Here is a 20982-nt window from a genome sequence, read left to right on the forward strand (position 1 = left end):
CAGTGGATCAGGTGCGCGCGAGGCGCTCGGCAATGAATGCCACCAGTTGGCGGGCGATCTTGCTCTTGCTGGTCTGGGCGAAGGGGCTGGCTTGCAACGCGCGGTCGATCACGGTGATGGCGTTCTCTTCGCTGTTAAAGCCGATGGTCGGGTTGGCCACGTCGTTGGCGACGATCAGGTCGAGGTTCTTGTCCTTCAGCTTGCGCGCAGCATAGTCCAGCAGATGCTCGGTTTCTGCGGCAAAGCCCACGCTGAACGGACGATCTGCGCGCCCGGCAATGGTGGCGAGGATGTCCGGGTTGCGCACCAGCTGCAGTAACAGGCCGTCACCTGTAGTGGGGTCTTTCTTCATCTTCTGTGGGGCGACCACTTCCGGACGGTAGTCAGCGACAGCGGCGGAGGCGATCAGCAGGTCGCAGGGCATGGCCGCTTCGCAGGCGGCGAGCATGTCGCGGGCGCTGACCACATCGATACGGTTGACCCGATCCGGTGTCGGCAGGTGCACCGGACCGGTGACCAGGGTCACCTTGGCGCCCGCTTCAACGGCGGCCTCGGCCAGGGCGAAGCCCATCTTGCCGGAGCTATGGTTGGTGATGTAGCGCACCGGGTCGATGTTTTCCTGGGTCGGGCCGGCGGTGATCAATACATGCTTGCCGGTCAGCGCTTGCCACTGGAAGCAGTCGGCGGCGCGCTGCGCCAGTTCGTCGGCCTCCAGCATGCGCCCCGGGCCAACGTCGCCGCAGGCCTGGCTGCCGGCAGCGGGGCCGAACAGGTGGTAGCCGCGCTTGGCCAGGGTCTCGGCGTTGGCTTGTGTGGCCGCATCGCGCCACATGGCCTGGTTCATCGCTGGCGCCAGGGCGACCTGGGCGTCCGTGGCCAGTACCAGGGTGCTCAGCAGGTCGTCGGCCACGCCCTGAGCCAGGCGCGCCATGATGTCAGCGGTGGCGGGGGCGATCAGTACCAGATCGGCCCACTTGGCCAGCTCGATATGGCCCATCGCGGCTTCGGCAGCCGGATCGAGCAGGTCGAGGTGGACGGGGTGGCCGGACAGGGCCTGGAGGGTCAGCGGTGTGATGAATTCGCGGCCGCCGCGGGTCATGACCACGTGGACATCGGCCCCTTGGTCGCGCAGGCGGCGAACCAGTTCCGCGCTTTTGTAAGCGGCGATGCCGCCGCCGACGCCCAGGACGATGCGTTTCCGATACAGCCGCTGCATAGGCCTGCCTTTAATAATGTGGTGTGGATAGCAACGCGATGCGACACCTCCCCAGGCCAGCCATCGCGGCAAAAAAGCCGGGCTAAGATAGCACAGGGCCTGCGCCGGAACAGCGGGCCGACAGACAGGGAGATGTCATGAGCATACGCGATTGGCCCGCGGCGGAACGTCCGCGGGAAAAGCTATTGGAGCAGGGGGCGGCGACGCTGAGCGACGCCGAGTTGCTGGCGATTTTCCTGCGTACCGGCGTTGCCGGGCAAAGTGCGGTAGACCTGGCGCGCCACCTGCTTAGCGATTTCGGCAGCCTGCGCGCACTAATGGAAGCGGATCTGGACTCCTTCAGCCAGCGTCTTGGCCTGGGACCGGCCAAATTTGCCCAGCTGCAGGCGGTGCTCGAGATGGCGCGGCGTCATCTGGCCGAGCGCCTGCGTCGAGACTCTGCCCTGGAGAGCCCTCAGGCGGTGCGCGACTACCTCAAGGCGCGCCTTCGCCATGAGCCGCATGAGGTGTTTGGTTGCCTGTTTCTCGATGCCAAGCACCGGGTGATCTGCTTCGAAGCGCTGTTCTTTGGCTCCATCGACGGTGCCAGCGTCTATCCGCGCCAGGTGGTCAAGCGCGCACTTTTTCACAATGCGGCGGCGGCGATTCTGGTGCACAACCATCCATCCGGGATCGCCGAGCCGAGTCAGGCGGATCGTTTGCTGACCGAGCGCCTGAAGGAGGCGCTCGGCCTGATCGAGGTGCGGGTGCTCGATCACTTCATCGTCGGCGACGGTGAGCCGCTGTCCATGGCCGAGTACGGCTGGTGCTAGTCCAGCCGGACTTTCGAGAAGTCCTGGCGGCCGAACGGATTGGCCTGGTAACCCTCGACGCCCTGGCGCAGCAGGACAAAGGCGGTGGGGTGGGCCAGTGGCAGCCATAATGCCTGCTGCTGGATGATGGTCTGGGCCTGCTGATACAGGGCCGTGCGCTGGGTCTGGTCGCTGGTGCGTTTACCCCCGGCGATCAACTGGTCCAGCTTGTCGTTGCAGTAGCGGGCGAAGTTCAGACCGGACTGCAGCGAGGCGCAGGCGAATTGTGGGGTGAGGAAATTGTCCGGGTCGCCATTGTCGCCAGCCCAGCCCATGAACAGCAGGTCATGCTCGCCGGCTTTGGCGCGGCGGATCAGTTCGCCCCATTCGATCACGCGGATCTCGGCCTGAATGCCCACTTTGGCCAAGTCGGCCTGCAGCAGTTGGGCGCCCAGGGTTGGGTTGGGGTTGAGCAGGCTGCCCGAGGGGCGGGTCCAGATGGTGGTCTTGAAACCATTCGCGAGGCCGACTTCGGCTAGCAGCGCTTTGGCCTTGGATGGGTCGTGGGCGTAGCCGGGTAGCTCCTTGGCATAGCTCCAGGTGTTAGGTGGGTACGGGCCGTTGGCGGCGCTGGCGCTGCCTTCGAACACGGCTTGCAGGTAGCTGGCCTTGTCGAAGGCCAGGTTGATCGCCTGGCGCACCTGCGGCTTATCCAGCGGCGGATGCTGGCTGTTGAGGGCGACGAAGGCGGTCATGAAGGCCGGCGTCTCTCTGACCTGCAAGGCGTCATCCTGGCGCGCCGCCTGCACGTCCAGTGGCTTGGGCGACAGCGCGATATGGCATTCGCCACGCTTTATCTTTTGCAGACGCACGTTGGCGTCCGGGGTGATGGCGAACACCAGGTTGTCGACGCCGGGCTTGCCGGCGAAATAGTCCGGGTTGGCCGTGTAGCGAATGACTGCATCCTTCTGGAAGCGCTTGAGTACGAAGGGGCCGGTGCCCACGGGCTGGCTGTTGAGCTTTTCCGGTGTGCCGGCGGCCAGCAGCTGGTCGGCGTATTCGGCGGAATATATAGAGGCGAACCCCATACTCAGGGTGGCGAGGAAGGTGGCGTCGGGGTGCTTGAGGACGAAGCGCACGCTCATCGGTGTAGGTGCCTCGATGCGCTCGATCAGGCTGGGCCACTGCATCGACTGGGCGTGCGGGTAGCCGCTGGTTGCCACCTTGTGCCAGGGGTGGTTCGCATCGAGCATGCGCTGGAAGCTGAACAGCACGTCGTCGGCATTCAGCTCGCGGCTCGGGGTGAACCATTCAGTGCGCTGGAACTTGACGCCGGGGCGCAGCTGGAAGGTCCAGCTCAGGCCGTCGGCGGAGGCTTCCCAGCGTTCAGCCAGGCTGGGCGCCAGCTGGCCAGCTGTGGCGTCGTAGTCCACCAGGCGGTTCATCAGTACATCGGCCGAGGCGTTGGTGGTGGTCAGGGAGTTGTACTGCACCACGTCGAAACCATCCGGACTGGCTTCGCTGCACACGCTGAGGGTGGCGGCCTGGCTCAGTAGCGGGGCGAGCAGCAGGGGTAGGGTGGCTAGGCGCATCGCGAGTCCTCCGATCATCGAGAGGCCTACCCTAGACCACGATGCTGGCGCGGACAATGAAATCCGGCGACGAGCGGTCTTTCTCTCCGCGGGCCGGAACGACGCTGCTCCTGGCGCGCAGGCCTTTTCGGTTCTCTATCTGTCCTTGCTAGGGGGTAGGTGTTCTGGTATAAAGCAGCGCTCTTTTCTAGGGGCCCGGCTCTGCGGTAACGCAAAACGCTGGTAAGACCTCCAAGAAACGCGGCGCTGAGCGCCAAATGACTATTGAGTTCAAGCGGCCAACCCATGCCGGGTTGGGCATGTGGTTTAGAGGGCTGAGGCATGTCGAGAGTCTGTCAAGTTACCGGTAAGGGTCCGGTAACCGGGAACAACATTTCCCACGCAAACAACAAAACCCGTCGTCGTTTCCTGCCGAACCTGCAGCACCATCGCTTCTGGGTCGAGTCCGAGAAGCGCTTCGTGCGTCTGCGCGTTTCCGCCAAGGGCATGCGTATCATCGACAAGCGCGGCATCGACGTAGTTCTGTCCGAACTGCGCGCTCGCGGCGAAAAGGTTTAAGGAGTCAATCATGCGTGAACTGATCCGTTTGGTGTCCAGCGCCGGTACCGGCCACTTCTACACCACCGACAAGAACAAGCGCACCACCCCGGACAAGATCGAGATCAAGAAATACGATCCGGTCGTCCGTAAGCACGTGACTTACAAGGAAGCCAAGATCAAGTAATTGATCTAGCCCTTGTGCGAGAGAACCCGCTTCGGCGGGTTTTTTCTTGCCTGCGGAAAAGAGAAGGCAAAAAAAGGCCCGCTAATAGGCGGGCCAACAGGGTGACGCAGGATCAAGACGTTCCGGGGTTACTCGGTCTTGGCTTCGAAGATCACGTAGACCTTGCGGCAAGGCTCCAGTACTTCCCAGGTGCCCGTGAGGCCGGCAGGGATGACGAAGCGGTCGCCGGCGCGCACGGTCTTGGCATTGCCGTCGGCATCGCGAATCACCGACACGCCCTGGAGAATCTCGCAGTACTCGTGTTCTGTGTAGTTGATGGTCCACTGGCCCACAGCGCCTTCCCAGATGCCGACGTTGAACTGTCCGCACGGGCTGCCATAGTGGTTGCGTACGCTCTGCTCGGGATCGCCCTTGAGGATTTTCTCGGCGGCGGGGCGATAGTGCTCCGGCGCGCTGCCGGCGGTGGCGAAGTCGACGATCTGGTCGATGTGCATGGCGATATCCTGTTGTTGTGAGGCAGGTTTGTGCCGCAGTCTATGTTTGATAAAACGAACATTCAAGGCGCGCTTCGGCGCTTGTGTCAAAAATATTGAAAATTCAGCCTGCTCTGGTTTAGTGTTGCCTGCACGAAGGCCGGCTATCGGCCTGGCAGAATAATTGACAGTGCGTGTTGTCTATTTGCCACACGCTTTCACCGAGGATCTCCCGCATGACCACCCTGACCCGTGCCGACTGGGAACAGCGCGCCAAGAGCCTGCAGATTGAAGGCCGTGCCTTCATCCATGGCGAATACACCGAGGCGGTCGCCGCTGACACCTTCGAATGCATCAGCCCGGTCGATGGCCGCCTGCTCGGTCTGGTCGCCAGCTGCGACAGCGCTGACGCCGAACTGGCGGTCAAGGACGCCCGCGCTACTTTCGAGTCCGGCGTGTGGTCGCGCCTGGCGCCGGTCAAGCGCAAGGAGATCATGATCCGTTTCGCTGACCTGATCGACGCGCATGCCGAAGAGCTGGCGCTGCTGGAAACCCTGGACATGGGCAAGCCGATCAGCGACTCGCTGAGCGTCGACGTGCCGGCAGCTTCGCGTGCCATCCGCTGGAGCGGTGAAGCGATCGACAAGATCTACGACGAAGTGGCCGCCACTGCCCACGACGAACTGGGTCTGGTGACCCGCGAGCCGGTTGGCGTGGTCGCCGCCATCGTGCCGTGGAACTTCCCCCTGCTGATGACCTGCTGGAAGCTGGGCCCGGCCCTGTCCACCGGCAACTCGGTCATCCTCAAACCGTCCGAGAAGTCGCCGCTGACCGGTATCCGTATTGCTCAGCTGGCCATCGAGGCTGGCATTCCGGCAGGCGTGTTCAACGTGCTGCCGGGCTTCGGCCATACCGTGGGCAAGGCCCTGGCTCTGCATATGGACGTCGACACCCTGGTGTTCACCGGTTCGACCAAGATCGCCAAGCAGCTGATGGTCTACGCCGGCGAATCGAACATGAAGCGCGTGTGGCTGGAAGCCGGCGGCAAGAGCCCGAACATCGTCTTCGCCGACGCCCCGGACCTGCAGGCCGCTGCCGAAGGCGCCGCTGGCGCCATCGCCTTCAACCAGGGCGAAGTGTGCACCGCCGGCTCGCGCCTGCTGGTGGAAAACTCCATCAAGGACAAGTTCGTACCGATGGTGGTCGAGGCGATCAAGGCCTGGAAGCCGGGCAACCCGCTGGACCCGGCGACCAACGTCGGTGCCCTGGTCGACACCACCCAGATGAACAATGTACTGGCCTACATCCAGGCCGGTCACGAAGACGGCGCCAAGCTGGTGGCTGGCGGCAAGCGCGTGCTGGAAGAGACCGGCGGGACCTACGTCGAGCCGACCATCTTCGACGGCGTGACCAACGCCATGCGCATCGCCAGCGAAGAGATCTTCGGCCCGGTGCTGTCGGTCATCGGCTTTGACACCACCGAAGAAGCCGTGGCCATCGCCAACGACACCATCTACGGTCTGGCCGCCGGCGTGTGGACCAGCAACCTGTCCAAGGCGCACCTGGTTGGCAAGGCCCTGCGTGCCGGCAGCGTGTGGATCAACCAGTACGACATGGGCGATATGACCGCGCCGTTCGGCGGCTTCAAGCAGTCCGGCAACGGCCGCGACAAGTCGCTGCACGCCTTCGACAAGTACACCGAGATCAAGTCCACCTGGATCAAGCTGTAAGCATCGATTGACGGGCGCTGCGGCGCCTGAAGGTCCGCCCTTCGGGGCCGGCTCCCTGTGAGCCACACCTGCGGCCGGGTTTCCTTGGGGAAGCCCGGCCGTTTTGCTTTGCCGCAAAGGATTCTGGCTATGCGTTGGGGTACCTATTTCGCGGTTTGTGCCGCGGTGATCAGTATCGGTCTGGCATTGGGCGTGACCATGCCATTGGTGTCGTTGCGCCTGGAAAGCTGGGGCTATGGCAACTTCGCGATCGGTGTCATGGCGGCGACCCCGGCGATTGGCGTACTGCTCGGCGCCCTGCTGGCGGGGCGCCTGGCTGGGCGTTTTGGTACCACCCTGGTGATGCAGTTGTGTCTGCTGCTCGGTGCGGTGTCGGTGGCGCTGCTGGCGCTGGTGCAGCACTACCCGGTTTGGCTGGGGCTGCGCCTGTTCCTCGGTGTGGCGTTAACGGTGGTGTTCATCCTTGGCGAAAGCTGGATCAACCAGTTGGCGGTGGAACAGTGGCGGGGCCGTCTGGTGGCGCTGTATGGCACGGGCTATGCGCTGAGTCAGCTCTCCGGGCCGCTGTTGCTCAGTGTGCTGGGAACCGGCAATGACCTGGGTTTCTGGACGGGTACGGGCCTGCTGATCTTCGGTTCCCTGGTGCTGCTGGGGCGCAGCGGGGCGCCCCGGGTCGATGCACATAGCGCTTCCGGGCGGGGGCTGTGGGGGTTTTGTACGCGTTTGCCGACCATCGCCTGGGCGGTGATGCTGTTCGCGGCCTTCGAGGCGATGATGCTGACTTTGCTGCCGATCTACGGCTTGCGTGAAGGCTTCACCCAGGAAGTGGCGTTGCTGATGGTCAGTGTGGTGGTGGTGGGCGATGCCGTACTGCAACTGCCGATTGGCTGGCTGGCGGACCATATGTCGCGGCGAACCCTGTTCCGCAGTTGCGGCCTGGTGCTGCTGGTTTCCAGCCTGGCAATACCACTGCTGCTGCATACGCCACTGATCTGGCCGCTGTGGGTGCTGTTCGGGGCTAGCGCGGGCGGCCTGTTCACCTTGTCGCTGATTCTGATTGGCGAGCTGTACCGTGACGATGAGCTGGTTCGGGCCAATGCCCATGTTTCGCAGCTCTGGGGGCTTGGTTGCCTGATTGGCCCGCTGCTCACCGGGGCGCTGAGCCAGTGGCTGACTGGGCATGCTCTGCCGCTGCTGATGGCGGTGGGTGCGGCCGTTTTTGTCTGGTTGACCTATCGACGGCCCGATATCGCGGCCGACCCTCAGGTGCAGGGCGGCTAGTTCGCCTTTTCCAGCAGGCGCCTGGCGGTCTCGCCGACCAGGCGCACGGCGTGTTCGATGCTGGCGTCGGGCGGCGCGGCGTAGTTCAGGCGCAGGCAGTTACGGAACTTGCCGGAGGCGGAAAAGATGCTGCCGGTGGCCACTTGCACACCCTGTGGCTGCAGCTCGCGGTTGAGACGGTGGCTGTCGAAGTGTTCGGGCAGCTCCAGCCAGAGCATGAAGCTGCCCTGCGGCTGGCTGATCTTCACTGAGTTCGGGAAGTAGCGGGTCACCCAGTCGATCATCAGGTCGCGGCCACGCTGATACTGCGCGCGCATGCGCCGCAGGTGCGGCTCGTAGTGGCCGCCGGCGATGAACTCGGCCAGCGCCAGCTGCGGCAGCTGGGCGGTGGAGCCGGTGCCCATGTACTTCATGTGCAGCACCCGCTCGCGGTAGCGGCCGGGGGCGATCCAGCCGATGCGCAGGCCGGGCGCCAGGGTCTTGGAAAAGGAGCTGCACAGCAGTACGCGGCCATCCTCGTCGAACGACTTGATGGTGCGCGGGCGCGGGTAGCGGTAGGCCAGCTCGCCATACACATCGTCCTCGATGATCGCCACGTCATAGCGTTGGGCCAGGGTCAGCAGGGCGCGCTTGTTGGCCTCCGGCATGATGTAGCCGAGCGGGTTGTTGCAGGTCGGGGTGAGCTGGATGGCCTTGATCGGCCACTGCTCCAGGGCCAGCTGCAGGGCTTGCAGGTTGATGCCGGTGAGCGGGTCGCTGGGCAGTTCCAGGGCCTTCATGCCAAAGCCCTTGAGCGCCTGCATCACCCCGTGAAAGCTCGGCGAGTCCACTGCGACGATGTCGCCAGGCTCGCAGATGGCGCGGATCGCCGCCGACAGCGCTTCGTGGCAACCGGTGGTGATGACAATCTCATCGGCACCGATATGGCAGCCGGAGTCCAGCAGCAGGCGCGAGATCTGCTCGCGCAGGCCGCGGTCGCCATAGATGCTGCCGTAAGTCAGGCCGCGCAGGTCCTGGCGTCGGCTCAGGCGCGACAGCGCGCGCAGCAGAGGCTTGAGGGTCGGACTGCTGATATCCGGGCGGCCGCGGCCCAGCTGGATCATGCGCTCGTCCGGGGCGCTGCCGATCTGTTCCAGCACCTGATCCCACTGGGAGATCTCGACCGGGCGCTGCACGGTGTGATTGACCTCGGGCAGTGCGGGGGCGTGGCGGCTGGCCGGGACGAAATAGCCGGATTTGGGGCGTGGTGTGACCAGGCCCTGATCTTCCAGTTGGCGATAGGCCTGCTGCACGGTGCTCAGACTGACGCCGTGCTCCTGGCTGAGGGCGCGTACCGAGGGCAGGCGGTCGCCGGGGCGATACAGCCCCTGTTCGATGCGCTCGCCGAGTATCTCGGCGAGATGGCGATAAAGCATGTCCGGTTCCGTTGGCCATACAGATGCAGAGAAAAATCAGGATTCAGATGGGGTTCTATGCAATCTGTATGGCTGAAAAGACCATTTCTTGAATCTGTATCCTGATTTCAGCGTTCTGCATCATGGCTCTCCATCCAGGTAGCTGCAAGGAGAGAGTCATGTCGCCCCCCTACGAGCGTAATGAGGAGTTGGTGCCGCAGCTTGGCGCAGGCAAGGCGAGCCTGCTGGCCAGTGCGTTGATGCTGCTGGGGCATTGGCGCGCCTTCTCCCGGCGGCTGAGTTCTCGCAGGGAGTTGCTGCGCCTGAGCGACGAGCAGCTGCGCGATATCGGCCTGACCCGGGCGCAGGCGCTCGGCGAGGCCGAGCGCCCGTTCTGGACCCTGTGGCGCGATTGAGCGTCAGACCAGGCCGAGTGCTTCCTTGAGGCGATACCAGCCCATGCCCAGCGCCAGCAGTGGCGAGCGGAAGTAACGGCCGCCGGGGAAGGTCATGTGCGGCACCTTGTCGAACAGTTCGAACTGGCCGCCGCTCTGGCCGGCAATGGCCTCGGCCAGCAGTTTGCCGGCCAGGTGGGTGGCGTTGACGCCGTGGCCGGCGTAGGCCTGGGCGTGGAACACGTTGGGCTTGTCTTTCAGGCGACCGATTTGCGGCAGGCGGTTGGCGCCGATGCCGATCATGCCGCCCCACTGGAAGTCGATGCGCACATCGGCCAGTTCCGGGAAGACTTTCAGCATTTTCGGGCGCATATAGGCGGCAATGTCTGCCGGATCGCGCCCGGAATAGTGGCAGGCACCGCCGAACAGCAGGCGGTTGTCGGCGGACAGGCGGTAATAGTCCAGTGCCACACGCTGGTCGCACAGCGCCATGTTCTGCGGGATCAGCTTGCGTGCGCGCTCCGCGCCCAGCGGCTCGGTGGCGATCACATAGCTGCCGGCCGGCAGCACCTTGCCACCCAGGGTCGGGTCGAGGCCGTTGAGGTAGGCATTGCAGGCCAGCACCAGGTTCTTCGCCCGCACCACGCCCTGGGCGGTATGTACCTTGACCTCGGGGCCGTGGTCGATGCGAGTGACAGGCGAATGCTCGAACAGCTTCACGCCCAGCGACAGCGCGGCGGTCGCTTCGCCGAGGGCCAGATTGAGCGGGTGCAGGTGGCCGGAGCCCATGTCGATCATGCCGCCGCAGTACTGGTTGGAGCCGACCACTTCGTGCATCTGGCCGGGTTGCAGCAGGCGCAACTCGTGGCGATAGCCCAGGCTTTCCAGTTCGGCCTTGTCTTCGGCGAAGCCTTCCAGGTGGGCCGGCTTGTTGGCCAGGTCGCAGTAGCCCCAGGTCAGGTCGCAGTCGATCTGGAACTCCTCGACGCGCTGGCGAACCATCTCCACTGCCTCCAGGCCCATCAGCTTGAGCTGACGCACGCCGTCGCTACCGATCACATTCTCGAACTGTTCGACACCATGGCCGACGCCGCGAATCAGCTGGCCGCCGTTGCGACCGCTGGCGCCCCAGCCAATCAGGTGGGCCTCCAGCAGGACGACCGACAGGCCCTTTTTGGCCAGTTCGATGGCGGTATTGAGGCCGGTGAAACCGCCACCGACGATGCACACATCGGCGATCTGTTCGCCACTCAGGGGCGGCTGCGCCAGCTGACGGTTGACCGTGGCCGCGTAGTAGGAGGCGGCATGTTGGTCACTGTGTACGGGCTGGTTGAGCCGGGCGTTCATGTGCGAAATCCTGAGTGAGGTGTTGTTAAAATTTAACGCAGGATAAGCGCGGCCCGCGGGGCTCGCCAAGAGGCTGGCGGGAAAAACTGTTCCTCCTCTGCTCGCGGGCGAGCGCTGGAGCCCTCGAATACACTGTGCACAAGCCGTGTCGGAGCTACACATGAGTTGCATCAATCGCCAGATCAGTTACCTGCGCCGGCAGATCCCGGGTTTCGCCTGTGAGCCAGGCTGTCACGATTGTTGCGGTCCGGTCACGGCCTCCGCGGAGGAGCTGGCGCGGCTGCCGGTCAAGAGCGAGGCCGAGCACGATGCTGCGCTGGCCGAATTCAACTGTGTGCACCTCGGGCCGCAGGGATGCACGGTGTATGAGGAGCGTCCGCTGATCTGTCGCCTGTTCGGCACTACGCCGAGCTTGCCTTGCCCGCGCGGGCGCGGACCTGAGGAGCCGGTGGCGGCTGAGGTCGAACAGCAGGTGCACCGCTTGATTGCCAGTACCCGCCAGCGCCTGGTCTAGCCAGGCTGCGAGCCTCACTCGGGCAGCGGCAGGGTCAGCGACTCCTTCACTTCCTCCATGACGATATAGCTCTTCGACTCACGTACATGTGGCAGCTTGAGCAGGATGTCACCAAGCAGCTTGCGGTAGCTGGCCATTTCGTTGATGCGCGCCTTTACCAGATAGTCGAAGTCGCCGGACACCAGGTGGCACTCCAGCACGTGCGGCAGCTTGAGTACGGCGCGGCGGAACTCCTCGAAGGTATCGCCGGACTTGTAGTCCAGGCTGATCTCGACGAACACCAGCAGGCTGGCCTTGAGCTGCTGCGGATTGAGGCGGGCGTGGTAGCCCATGATGATCCCCTCGCGCTCCAGGCGCCGGACCCGCTCGGTGCAGGGCGTGGTGGACAGGCCAACCCGCTCGCCCAGTTCGGTGAAGCTGATGCGGCCATCCTCCTGCAGGATGCGCAGGATGTTGCGGTCGATCTTGTCCAGTTCGCGGCGGCTTTGATGTTGGGTGCGCATAGGGAAAGTCTCTGGTTGGGCGCAGCATGCGCCGGAGTTCATCGGCCAATATAGCGTCGGGTATGGCGAAAAACACTGCGGCAGATCGGCTCCGTCTGTCCTTCTTCAGTGTCGTTAAGTGGCGGGATAATTCACTGCCAATAGGCTTTAATTCCAGCCATATCGTCTGCTTGAGTCCTGTTTAATGGCTCTGAATCAAGATCAAACGCCGAAATTAGACATTTATATAGTGAATATTTCTGTCGCCGAGTTTCTATACTTCGCCCATCTATGGTCAAAATAACAAACGCTCGCAGGCTAGCCTGCGGCGGGGAGGCAAAGATGCGTGTTCTGGTGCTCGGCAGCGGTGTGATCGGTACCGCCAGTGCCTACTATCTGGCTCGTGCCGGCTTCGAGGTTGTGGTGGTCGACCGCCAGAACGGTCCGGCCCTGGAAACCAGCTTTGCCAACGCCGGCCAGGTGTCGCCGGGCTACGCCTCGCCCTGGGCCGCCCCAGGCGTGCCGCTGAAGGCCATCAAGTGGCTGCTGCAGAAGCACGCACCCCTGGCGATCAAGGCCACTGCCGATATCGACCAGTACCTGTGGATGGCACAGATGCTGCGCAACTGCACCGCCGCCCGCTACGCGGTGAACAAGGAGCGCATGGTGCGGCTGTCCGAGTACAGCCGCGACTGCCTCGACGAGCTGCGCGCCGAGACCGGCATCGCCTACGAAGGCCGCCAGCTCGGCACCACTCAGCTGTTCCGCACCCAGGCTCAGGTCGACAACGCGGGCAAGGACATCGCTGTGCTGGAAGCCTCCGGCGTGCCGTTCGAGCTGCTCGATCGTGACGCCATCGCCCGTGTCGAGCCGGCCCTGGCCAGCGTCAAGCATAAGCTGGCCGGCGCGTTGCGTCTGCCCAACGACCAGACCGGCGACTGCCAGATGTTCACCCGCAAGCTGGCCGACATGGCCCAGGCGCTGGGCGTCGAGTTCCGCTTCGGGCAGAACATCGAGCGTCTGGATGCCGCCGGTGACCGTATCAACGGCGTGTGGATCGACGGCAAGCTGGAAACGGCCGACCGCTACGTGCTGGCCCTCGGTAGCTACAGCCCGCAACTGCTCAAGCCGCTGGGCATCAAGGCGCCGGTCTACCCGCTCAAGGGCTACTCGCTGACCGTGCCGATCACCAACCCGGATATGGCACCGAGCTCGACCATCCTCGACGAGACCTACAAGGTCGCCATCACCCGTTTCGACAACCGCATCCGTGTCGGCGGCATGGCCGAGATCGCCGGTTTCGACCTGAGCCTCAATCCGGCTCGTCGCGAAACCCTGGAGATGATCACTGGCGATCTCTATCCCCAGGGTGGCGACCTCAAGCAGGCCGAGTTCTGGACCGGCCTGCGACCGGCCACCCCGGACGGCACGCCGATCGTGGGCGGTACCGCCTATCGCAACCTGTTCCTCAATACCGGGCACGGTACCCTTGGCTGGACCATGGCCTGCGGCTCCGGCCGCTTCCTCGCCGACCTGATGGCCAACAAGCGCCCGCAGATCAGCGCTGAAGGCCTGGATATTTCCCGTTACGGCAAGACCAAGGAGACTCACAAGCATGTCCATCCAGCGCCTGCGCACTGAGAAGCGCTTCAGCGAAATCGTCATCCACAACGGCGTGGTCCACCTGGCCGGCCAGCTGGCTGACGACTACGACGGCGATATCCGTGAGCAGACCCGCCAGACCCTGGCCAACATCGACCGTTTCCTGGCCGAGGCCGGCAGCGACAAGTCGAAGATCTTGTCGGTGACCATCTACCTCAAGGACATGGCCGACTATGCCGGCATGAACGAGGTCTACGATGCCTGGGTCGCCGAGGGCGCAGCCCCGGCCCGTGCCTGCGTCGAAGCCAAGCTGTACGACCCGCGCGTGCTGGTGGAGATGATGGTCGTCGCCGCGCAGAACTGAGCAACCCTGACTTGCCCGGCACCCCCGCCGGGCTTTTTTTAACCGAATGAAGTAGCCGCCATGCGTCCCGCCCGAGCCCTGATCGACCTCGAAGCCCTGCGTCACAACTATCGCCTCGCCCGTGAGGTCAGCGGCGCCAGGGCCCTGGCGGTGGTCAAGGCCGACGCCTATGGCCACGGCGCGGTGCGCTGCGCCCAGGCGCTCGAGGCAGAAGCTGACGGATTCGCCGTGGCCTGCATCGAAGAGGCGCTGGAGCTGCGTTATGCCGGCATTCGTGCACCGATCCTGCTGCTCGAAGGCTTCTTCGAAGCCAGCGAACTGAGCCTGATCGATCAGCACCAGCTGTGGTGCGTGGTGCACGCGCCCTGGCAGGTCGAGGCTATCGAGCAGGCCCGCCTGTCGCGCCCGTTGCGGGTGTGGCTCAAGCTGGATTCGGGCATGCACCGTGTCGGCCTGCATCCGGCTGAGTACCGCGACGCTCATGCCCGTCTGCAGGCCAGTGGTAAGGTCGAGAAGATCGTGCTGATGAGCCATTTCGCCCGTGCCGACGAGCTGGACTGCCCGCGCAGCGCCGAGCAGCTGGACATTTTTCAGCAGGCGCGCGGCGAGCTGCAGGCCGAGGTCAGCCTGCGCAACTCGCCGGCCATCCTCGGCTGGCCGAGCGTGCCCAGTGACTGGGTGCGCCCGGGCATCATGCTCTACGGTGCTACCCCCTTCGAGCAGCCCCAGGCGCAGGCGGCGCGGCTCAAGCCGGTAATGACCCTTGAGTCGAAAATCATCAGTGTGCGCGAGCTGCCGGCCGGGGAGCCGGTGGGTTATGGCGCACGCTTCGTCGCCGAGCGCCCAACCCGCGTCGGCGTGGTCGCCATGGGCTATGCCGACGGCTACCCGCGGCATGCTGCGACTGGCACGCCTGTCCTGGTCGACGGTGTGCGCACGCGCCTGATTGGCCGGGTATCGATGGACATGCTCACCGTCGACCTTACCGATCTGCCCCAGGCTGGGCTCGGCAGCCGGGTCGAATTGTGGGGGCGTGAGGTGCTGGCCAGCGATGTGGCTTATGGTTGCGGCAGCATCCCCTACCAGTTGTTCTGCAATCTGAAGCGGGTGCCACGCCTCTATTCCGGGGGCTAGCGGCCCGTCTGCAAGCTAATTGCGGACGTTGTGTTGTAAATACTGAACACTGTTGCCATGATACGGCGAACCAACCGTGCCTGTTCCCCAAGGAGGATTCCCGCATTGGACGTCGGTGTTCGACTGCAATCTATACGCAAACTCAAAGGCCTATCCCAGCGTGAGCTCGCCAAGCGGGCGGGCGTCACCAATAGCACCATTTCGATGATCGAGAAGAACAGCGTGAGCCCCTCGATCAGCTCGCTGAAAAAGGTGCTTGGCGGCATTCCCATGTCGCTGGTGGAGTTTTTCTCACTTGACCTGGAGCAGGACAACCAGACTCAAGTGGTCTATCGGGCCAACGAGCTGACCGACCTTTCCAGTGGCGCCGTGACCATGAAGCTGATTGGCAAGGCGCATCCCAATCGCACGATCACCTTCCTTGACGAGATCTATCCGCCGGGCACCGATACCGGCGACGAGATGCTTAATCATGATGGCGAGGAGGCCGGCATGCTGGTCGACGGGCGCCTCGAGCTGACCGTGGGCAGCGAGGTGTTCGTGCTGGAGCCGGGCGACAGCTATTACTTTGATAGCACCAAGCCGCACCGCTTCCGTAATCCCTATGACAAGCCGGCGCGGCTGATCAGTGCCACCACGCCGGCCAATTTCTGACAATACGTCGCCTGTCGCAGGCGATGCCCCTGCGACAAGTTGGGTTGTTTCGGCCTGGCGACCTAACCGTTATACTGGCGCCCGCCTGCGAAACCGTGGCCGCGGGCGTGAATAGCCAATGAGGGTGTACCGTGACTCTGATCAAAAAGATCCTGGCGGCTCAAGCTGCCGTATTGGCCCTGTGGGCTGTGAGCGCTCAGGCTGCGACCAACGACGACATCGCCGAGCGCATCAAGCCGGTGGGTGAGGTCTGCATCCAGGGTGAGGAATGCAAAGGCGTCGGTGCCGTAGCCGTTGCCGCTGGTGGTGGTGCCAAGTCGGCCGACGACGTGATCACCGCTCACTGTGGCGCCTGCCACAACGCCGGTGTGCTGGGTGCGCCGAAGGTTGGCGATACTGCCGACTGGAAGAAGCGCGCCGACGAGCAGGGTGGTCTGGATGGCCTGCTGGCCAAGGCTATTTCCGGCATCAACGCCATGCCGCCGAAAGGCACCTGTGCCGATTGCTCGGACGACGAGCTGATGGCCGCCATCAAGAAGATGTCGGGACTCTAACGGCGCCAGCGCTGTTCATTGCAAAGCCGCCTGCGGGCGGCTTTGTCGTTTCTGCGTGTGGCGGTTCAGTCGAGGAAGTGTACCTGGCCGCCCTCCAGCGAGGCGACGCGGGCCAGCGACTCAACGCGATAGCCTTCGTTTTCCAGCAGCTTGCGGCCGTCCTGGAAGGACTTTTCGATGACGATGCCGAGACCCGCGATGCTTGCTCCGGCCTGCTGGATCAGGTCGATCAGCGCCTTGGCGGCGTGGCCGTTGGCAAGGAAGTCATCGATGATGAGCACATGATCTGCCGCGCTCAGGTGTTTGGCGGAGATGGCAATGGTGCTCTCGGTCTGCTTGGTGAAGGAGAACACCTTGGAGATCAGCAGTTCGCTCTTCAGCGTCAGCGACTGGAACTTGCGAGCGAAAATTACCGGTACGCCCAGTTCCAGGCCGGCCATGATCGCCGGTGCGATGCCGGAGGCCTCGATGGTGACGATCTTGGTCACGCCCTGGGCGCGGTAGCGCTCGGCGAACTCGTGACCGACTTTCTGCATCAACGCCGGGTCGATCTGGTGGTTGAGGAAGGCGTCGACCTTCAGCACCTGGTCCGACAACACGGTCCCCATTTCGCGAATTTTCTGTTTCAGCGCTTCCACGCGGTGGTCCTCATGCTGAACGTAGCCCGGATGCAATCCGGGACGGTTTCCCCGGACTGCATCCGGGCTACGAAGTAACGGTATTTTACGAGCCTGCCGGGCGTTTTAGCAGTGCCCGCATATTGGCCAGGGCGTCGTTGCCGCGCGCGGCTTTGACTTCGACCGGCGCGTCTTCCTGGCCTTCCCAGACCAGGTCTTCCGGCGGCAGTTCGTCAAGGAAGCGGCTCGGCGAGCAGTCGATGATCTCGCCGTACTGCTTGCGCTTGGCGGCGAAGGTCAGCGTCAGGTTGCGTTTGGCGCGGGTGATGCCGACATAGGCCAGCCGGCGTTCTTCCTCGATGGTGTCGGCCTCGATGCTGGAGCGGTGCGGTAGGATTTCCTCCTCGAAGCCGATGATGTACACCGAGGGGAATTCCAGGCCCTTGGAGGCGTGCATGGTCATCATCTGCACGCCCTCGGCGCCTTCCTCTTCTTCCTGCTGGCGCTCCAGCATGTCGCGCAGGACCAGCTTGCCAATGGCGTCCTCGATGGTCATGTCGCCCTCTTCATCCTTGTCGAGGGTGTTCTTCAGCGCTTCGACCAGGAACCAGACGTTGCCCATGCGCGCCTCGGCGACCTTGTCGCTGGAGGCGTTCTGGCGCAGCCAGTTTTCGTAGTCGATGTCCATGATCATGCTGCGGATGGCGCCGATCGGGTCATTGCCGGCACAGAGTTCGCGGATCTTGTCCATGTAGCGCTTGAAGCGCGACAGGCGCTCGGTATAGCGGGCGTCGAGCAGCTCGCCGAGGCCCAGTTCGTCGCTGGCGGCGTACATCGAGATGCCGCGCTCGCTGGCGTAGTTGCCGAGCTTCTCCAGGGTCGCCGAGCCGATCTCGCGGCGCGGCACGTTGATCACCCGCAGGTAGGCGTTGTCGTCGTCCGGGTTGACCAGCAGGCGGAAGTAGCTCATCAGGTCCTTCACCTCCTGGCGGGCGAAGAAGCTGGTACCGCCGGACAGGCGATAGGGAATCTGATGGTGCTGCAGCTTCAGCTCCATCAGCTTGGCCTGGTAGTTGCCGCGGTAGAGGATGGCGAAATCGCTGTACGGGCGCTGGGTGCGCAGGTGCTCGGTGAGAATTTCCAGCGCCACCCGCTCGCATTCGGCATCCTCGTTGCGCGTGCGGATCACGCGGATCTCGTCGCCGACGCCCATTTCCGACCACAGCTGCTTCTCGAACACGTGTGGGTTGTTGGCGATGAGGATGTTGGCGCACTTGAGGATGCGGCTGGTAGAGCGGTAGTTCTGCTCCAGCATCACCACTTTCAGCGACGGATAGTCTTCCTTGAGCAGGTTGAGGTTCTCCGGCCGGGCGCCGCGCCAGGCGTAGATCGACTGGTCGTCGTCGCCAACCACGGTGAACTGGTGGCGCATGCCCACCAGCAGTTTCACCAGCAGGTACTGGCTGGCGTTGGTGTCCTGGTATTCGTCGACCAGCAGGTAGCGGATGCGGTTCTGCCACTTCTCGAGGATGTCGGCGTGTTCCTGGAACAGCTTCACCGGCAGCAGGATCAGGTCGTTGAAGTCCACCGCGTTGTACGCCTTGAGCGTGCGCTGGTAGTGCAGGTAGACGATGGCGGCGGTCTGCTCCTTGGGGCCACGGGCATTGGCCAGGGCCTCGTCCGGCAGGATCAGGTCGTTCTTCCAGCTGTCGATGTAGTTCTTGATCTCGTCGGCACCGTCATCGCCGGCGTATTCCTTCTGCATGATGTCGGTCAGCAGGGCCTTGATGTCGCCGTCGTCGAAGATCGAGAAGCCGGGTTTGTAGCCCAGGCGGGCGTATTCCTTGCGGATGATGTTCATGCCCAGGTTGTGGAAGGTGGACACGGTCAGGCCGCGTGCCTCGGCGCCCTTGAGCAGGGTGCCGACACGCTCCTTCATCTCGCGGGCGGCCTTGTTGGTGAAGGTCATGGCGACGATATGACGGGCCTGGATGCCGCACTGCTGCACCAGGTAGGCGATCTTGCGGGTGATCACGCTGGTTTTGCCGGAGCCGGCGCCGGCGAGCACCAATAGTGGGCCGCCGACGTAGTTCACGGCCTCTTGCTGCCGAGGGTTGAGTCGGGACATGGCAAAGGAATTGATCAGAAAAAGAGGCGGCATTCTAACAGCCGGCGGTCGGCTGCGGGACGCGGGCCGACCGCTGTACGGCACGGGCGGTTTTGAATAAAAAGCATAAGGATTGTGTGCTAAGTCACTATTTTAAAAGATCATGTACGATTGTTCCGTATCCCCCCGGTTGTCGCTGCTATGTGTTTCCCTCAGGATGCGCGAAAGCTGCACAAGGACGGGGCAGGAAGAGAACGCCGAATAACGGCGCATGCAGACGGAGTGAGTCTGTCTTGTCGACCTTGGGGAGTTCATGTGTCTGCGCTTGCTGAATCCATGCGCCTGATCCTGCTGGCCGAAACGCCGGAATGGGCGACCCTGCTGCGCGCACGACTGACCAGTCTGGATGCTGCCTGGCCGCTGATCACCGCGCCAAGCTGGACTGCCGCCAGTAGCCTGTTCGATGACGATGTCCCCGCCCTGTTGCTCACCACTCCTGCCTGCCAGCCAGCGCCCGGTTGTTGTTCCTTGCCCATGGTGCTGCTGCTCGATCATGAGCCCATGGAGCCGCCTGCCGATGCCTACGACTGGCTGGTACGCAGCCAGCTGAGCGATGAGGTGCTGCGCCGCTGCCTGCGCTATGCCGGTGAGCGTGCACGCCTGCAAGGGGCCCTGCAGCGCCTGGCCGAGCAGGATGTGCTGACGGGCATCGCCAATCGACAGGGTTTCCAGGCCCTGCTGGCCGGGCGCCTGGCCGAATACCAGGGGCGCGGTCTGGCCCTGGGGCATCTCGATCTGGACAACTTCAAACATGTCAACGATGCCCTCGGCTACCAAGCCGGTGACCGCCTGATCCTGCAGGTGGTGGCGCGGCTCAAGGCGCAGCTGGACGCCGGTGATAGCCTGGCACGGCTCGGCAGCGACGAGTTCGCCCTGCTCGTCGACACCCGTCGTGACCCGCGCCGTGCCGAGCGCCTGGCCGAGCGTATCGTCGAGGCGCTGTCCGAACCCTACTGGCTGGATGGCGAGAGCCTGCTGCTCGGCTGCAGCCTGGGTCTGACTTACGCGCGCGCTGGTCTGGCCGCCGACCCGCTGATGTGGCACGCGCACATCGCCATGCAGCAGGCCAAGGCGGTGCAGGGGTGCACCTTTCATCTCTATGACGAGCGCGTGCACGGTGGCGCGCGCAGCAAGGCCGACCTGGAAAGCGAGCTGCGCCGCGCGCTGCGTCGTGACGAGCTGGAGCTGCACTACCAGCCGCGTCTGTGTCTGCAGAGCGGCCGCATCCTCGGTTTGGAGGCGCTGGTGCGTTGGCGCCATGAGCAGCGCGGCCTGCTCGGCCCGGACGAATTCGTGCCGCTGGCCGAGGAGAGCGGGCTGATCGTGCCGCTCGGCTACTGGGTGATCTCCCGCGCCCTGCGCGACATGCAGTGGCTGCGTGGGCGTGGTCTGCCGGCGCTGCACATGGCGGTCAACCTGTCGTTCCGCCAGTTCCAGGACAGCCAGCTGCTGCCGACGTTGAGCCGCCTGATCGAAGAACGCGGCGTGGATGCCGAGCGGCTGGAGTTCGAGCTGACCGAAACGGCGGTGATGCGCCGCAGCGAGCAGGTCCAGCAGACCATGCAGGCGCTCGGCCGGCTGGGTGTGCGCTTTTCCCTGGACGACTTCGGTACCGGCTTCTCCTCCTTCGTGCACCTCAACAACCTGCCGATCACCCTGCTGAAGATCGACAAGAGCTTCGTCGGCGGCATGGGCGAGCGCGCGGAGAACCGCCAGCTGGTCAGGGCCATGATCAATCTGGCGCACAACCTTCATCTGCAGGTGGTTGCCGAGGGTGTGGAAAACGCCGAACAGCTGGCCCTGCTGCGCCAGTTCGGTTGCGACCAAGTGCAGGGTTACCTGATCAGCAAGCCGTTGCCACTGACCGAACTGGCGCGTTTTCTGGTATTCGGCATGCGCCAGCCGCTGCTGGCAGGCACGCCTTCGTAGGCGCGGCGGTTTCGCGAAGCCC

The 20982-nt window shown here is 63.8% G+C and carries 21 protein-coding genes; 13 read left to right on the forward strand and 8 right to left on the reverse strand.

Annotation, left to right across the window (positions count from 1 at the left end; all coding sequences use genetic code 11):
• Positions 1–7 precede the first annotated feature (7 nt).
• Entirely contained in the window at positions 8–1216 is a 1209-nt protein-coding gene (gene coaBC, locus P7A97_RS00995; RefSeq protein WP_277688061.1) for a bifunctional phosphopantothenoylcysteine decarboxylase/phosphopantothenate--cysteine ligase CoaBC, read from the reverse strand.
• 137 nt (positions 1217–1353) lie between these two features.
• On the opposite strand from coaBC, the gene radC reads away from it, so the two are divergent.
• Positions 1354–2028, forward strand: a complete 675-nt coding sequence (gene radC / locus P7A97_RS01000; protein ID WP_277688062.1) for a DNA repair protein RadC — start codon at positions 1354–1356, stop codon at positions 2026–2028.
• Here radC and P7A97_RS01005 read toward each other — a convergent pair.
• Positions 2025–3599: an ABC transporter substrate-binding protein gene (locus tag P7A97_RS01005; protein ID WP_277688063.1), complete on the reverse strand. Its 1575-nt coding sequence runs from the start codon at positions 3597–3599 to the stop codon at positions 2025–2027. The genes radC and P7A97_RS01005 overlap by 4 nt on opposite strands.
• A 321-nt stretch (positions 3600–3920) precedes the next feature.
• Between P7A97_RS01005 and rpmB the strand changes: the two genes are divergently transcribed.
• Both rpmB and rpmG read left to right on the forward strand, forming a co-directional pair.
• A complete protein-coding gene (rpmB, locus tag P7A97_RS01010; RefSeq protein ID WP_039806568.1) occupies positions 3921–4157 on the forward strand; it encodes a 50S ribosomal protein L28 in 237 nt (78 codons plus the stop codon).
• Between the two features lie 10 nt (positions 4158–4167).
• Entirely contained in the window at positions 4168–4323 is a 156-nt protein-coding gene (gene rpmG / locus P7A97_RS01015; protein WP_021702025.1) for a 50S ribosomal protein L33, read from the forward strand.
• A 128-nt stretch (positions 4324–4451) separates the two neighbouring features.
• Here rpmG and P7A97_RS01020 read toward each other — a convergent pair whose 3' ends face one another.
• The gene (locus P7A97_RS01020; protein WP_277688064.1) at positions 4452–4817 is read right to left on the reverse strand and encodes a cupin domain-containing protein; all 366 of its coding nucleotides are present in this window, start codon (positions 4815–4817) and stop codon (positions 4452–4454) included.
• 215 nt (positions 4818–5032) lie between these two features.
• Here P7A97_RS01020 and P7A97_RS01025 point away from each other — a divergent pair, with 215 nt between their 5' ends.
• Positions 5033–6526, forward strand: a complete 1494-nt coding sequence (locus tag P7A97_RS01025; protein WP_277688065.1) for an aldehyde dehydrogenase — start codon at positions 5033–5035, stop codon at positions 6524–6526.
• 129 nt (positions 6527–6655) lie between these two features.
• Positions 6656–7807 carry an MFS transporter gene (locus P7A97_RS01030; RefSeq protein ID WP_277688066.1) on the forward strand — a complete coding sequence of 384 codons (1152 nt, stop codon included), beginning with the start codon at positions 6656–6658 and terminating at the stop codon, positions 7805–7807.
• Here the strand turns inward: P7A97_RS01030 and P7A97_RS01035 are convergent.
• A complete protein-coding gene (locus P7A97_RS01035; protein WP_277688067.1) occupies positions 7804–9222 on the reverse strand; it encodes a PLP-dependent aminotransferase family protein in 1419 nt (472 codons plus the stop codon). The genes P7A97_RS01030 and P7A97_RS01035 overlap by 4 nt on opposite strands.
• A 158-nt stretch (positions 9223–9380) precedes the next feature.
• On the opposite strand from P7A97_RS01035, the gene P7A97_RS01040 reads away from it, so the two are divergent.
• Positions 9381–9617, forward strand: coding sequence for a DUF1127 domain-containing protein (locus P7A97_RS01040; protein ID WP_277688068.1), 237 nt, complete (start codon positions 9381–9383; stop codon positions 9615–9617).
• A 3-nt stretch (positions 9618–9620) separates the two neighbouring features.
• Here P7A97_RS01040 and P7A97_RS01045 read toward each other — a convergent pair whose 3' ends face one another.
• Positions 9621–10943, reverse strand: a complete 1323-nt coding sequence (locus P7A97_RS01045; RefSeq protein WP_277688069.1) for an FAD-binding oxidoreductase — start codon at positions 10941–10943, stop codon at positions 9621–9623.
• A 160-nt stretch (positions 10944–11103) separates the two neighbouring features.
• On the opposite strand from P7A97_RS01045, the gene P7A97_RS01050 reads away from it, so the two are divergent.
• Complete coding sequence (locus P7A97_RS01050) at positions 11104–11457, forward strand: YkgJ family cysteine cluster protein (protein WP_277688070.1); 354 nt, start codon at positions 11104–11106, stop codon at positions 11455–11457.
• Between the two features lie 14 nt (positions 11458–11471).
• On the opposite strand, the gene dadR is transcribed toward P7A97_RS01050, so the two are convergent.
• Positions 11472–11960, reverse strand: coding sequence for a transcriptional regulator DadR (dadR, locus tag P7A97_RS01055; RefSeq protein ID WP_277688071.1), 489 nt, complete (start codon positions 11958–11960; stop codon positions 11472–11474).
• Positions 11961–12281: 321 nt separating this feature from the next.
• Here dadR and dadA point away from each other — a divergent pair, with 321 nt between their 5' ends.
• From dadA to P7A97_RS01080, 5 genes are all read left to right on the forward strand, one after another.
• Positions 12282–13580 (forward strand): D-amino acid dehydrogenase, encoded by a 1299-nt coding sequence (gene dadA, locus P7A97_RS01060; RefSeq protein WP_277688072.1) that lies wholly within the window; start codon positions 12282–12284, stop codon positions 13578–13580.
• A complete protein-coding gene (locus P7A97_RS01065) occupies positions 13555–13905 on the forward strand; it encodes a RidA family protein (RefSeq protein WP_277688073.1) in 351 nt (116 codons plus the stop codon). The genes dadA and P7A97_RS01065 overlap by 26 nt, the downstream gene beginning before the upstream one ends.
• Positions 13906–13965: 60 nt before the next feature.
• The gene (gene alr, locus P7A97_RS01070; protein ID WP_277688074.1) at positions 13966–15039 is read left to right on the forward strand and encodes an alanine racemase; all 1074 of its coding nucleotides are present in this window, start codon (positions 13966–13968) and stop codon (positions 15037–15039) included.
• A gap of 105 nt (positions 15040–15144) precedes the next feature.
• Positions 15145–15693: a cupin domain-containing protein gene (locus P7A97_RS01075; RefSeq protein WP_277688075.1), complete on the forward strand. Its 549-nt coding sequence runs from the start codon at positions 15145–15147 to the stop codon at positions 15691–15693.
• A gap of 131 nt (positions 15694–15824) precedes the next feature.
• The gene (locus P7A97_RS01080) at positions 15825–16247 is read left to right on the forward strand and encodes a c-type cytochrome (protein WP_347177302.1); all 423 of its coding nucleotides are present in this window, start codon (positions 15825–15827) and stop codon (positions 16245–16247) included.
• Between the two features lie 65 nt (positions 16248–16312).
• Here the strand turns inward: P7A97_RS01080 and P7A97_RS01085 are convergent, their stop codons facing one another.
• Together P7A97_RS01085 and rep are read right to left on the reverse strand one after the other, a co-directional pair.
• Entirely contained in the window at positions 16313–16885 is a 573-nt protein-coding gene (locus tag P7A97_RS01085; protein WP_277688076.1) for a xanthine phosphoribosyltransferase, read from the reverse strand.
• 85 nt (positions 16886–16970) lie between these two features.
• The gene (rep, locus tag P7A97_RS01090) at positions 16971–18992 is read right to left on the reverse strand and encodes a DNA helicase Rep (protein WP_277688077.1); all 2022 of its coding nucleotides are present in this window, start codon (positions 18990–18992) and stop codon (positions 16971–16973) included.
• Positions 18993–19307: 315 nt separating this feature from the next.
• On the opposite strand from rep, the gene P7A97_RS01095 reads away from it, so the two are divergent.
• On the forward strand, positions 19308–20960 hold the full coding sequence (locus P7A97_RS01095; protein WP_277688366.1) for a bifunctional diguanylate cyclase/phosphodiesterase: 1653 nt from the start codon (positions 19308–19310) through the stop codon (positions 20958–20960).
• Positions 20961–20982: the final 22 nt, after the last annotated feature.

Source organism: Pseudomonas sp. GOM6, assembly GCF_029537485.1.
GTDB lineage: Bacteria > Pseudomonadota > Gammaproteobacteria > Pseudomonadales > Pseudomonadaceae > Aquipseudomonas.

Bases quoted from the DNA above. Each gene is read 5' to 3' on its own strand.
- P7A97_RS01050 (WP_277688070.1), top strand. From the start codon at position 11,104: ATGAGTTGCATCAATCGCCAGATCAGTTACCTGCGCCGGCAGATCCCG.
- P7A97_RS01045 (WP_277688069.1), bottom strand. From the start codon at position 10,943: ATGAACGCCCGGCTCAACCAGCCCGTACACAGTGACCAACATGCCGCC.
- rpmG (WP_021702025.1), top strand. From the start codon at position 4,168: ATGCGTGAACTGATCCGTTTGGTGTCCAGCGCCGGTACCGGCCACTTC.
- radC (WP_277688062.1), top strand. From the start codon at position 1,354: ATGAGCATACGCGATTGGCCCGCGGCGGAACGTCCGCGGGAAAAGCTA.
- P7A97_RS01020 (WP_277688064.1), bottom strand. From the start codon at position 4,817: ATGCACATCGACCAGATCGTCGACTTCGCCACCGCCGGCAGCGCGCCG.
- P7A97_RS01030 (WP_277688066.1), top strand. From the start codon at position 6,656: ATGCGTTGGGGTACCTATTTCGCGGTTTGTGCCGCGGTGATCAGTATC.
- dadA (WP_277688072.1), top strand. From the start codon at position 12,282: ATGCGTGTTCTGGTGCTCGGCAGCGGTGTGATCGGTACCGCCAGTGCC.
- dadR (WP_277688071.1), bottom strand. From the start codon at position 11,960: ATGCGCACCCAACATCAAAGCCGCCGCGAACTGGACAAGATCGACCGC.
- P7A97_RS01005 (WP_277688063.1), bottom strand. From the start codon at position 3,599: ATGCGCCTAGCCACCCTACCCCTGCTGCTCGCCCCGCTACTGAGCCAG.
- P7A97_RS01065 (WP_277688073.1), top strand. From the start codon at position 13,555: ATGTCCATCCAGCGCCTGCGCACTGAGAAGCGCTTCAGCGAAATCGTC.
- coaBC (WP_277688061.1), bottom strand. From the start codon at position 1,216: ATGCAGCGGCTGTATCGGAAACGCATCGTCCTGGGCGTCGGCGGCGGC.
- P7A97_RS01040 (WP_277688068.1), top strand. From the start codon at position 9,381: ATGTCGCCCCCCTACGAGCGTAATGAGGAGTTGGTGCCGCAGCTTGGC.
- rpmB (WP_039806568.1), top strand. From the start codon at position 3,921: ATGTCGAGAGTCTGTCAAGTTACCGGTAAGGGTCCGGTAACCGGGAAC.
- P7A97_RS01025 (WP_277688065.1), top strand. From the start codon at position 5,033: ATGACCACCCTGACCCGTGCCGACTGGGAACAGCGCGCCAAGAGCCTG.
- rep (WP_277688077.1), bottom strand. From the start codon at position 18,992: ATGTCCCGACTCAACCCTCGGCAGCAAGAGGCCGTGAACTACGTCGGC.
- P7A97_RS01035 (WP_277688067.1), bottom strand. From the start codon at position 9,222: ATGCTTTATCGCCATCTCGCCGAGATACTCGGCGAGCGCATCGAACAG.
- P7A97_RS01095 (WP_277688366.1), top strand. From the start codon at position 19,308: ATGCGCCTGATCCTGCTGGCCGAAACGCCGGAATGGGCGACCCTGCTG.
- alr (WP_277688074.1), top strand. From the start codon at position 13,966: ATGCGTCCCGCCCGAGCCCTGATCGACCTCGAAGCCCTGCGTCACAAC.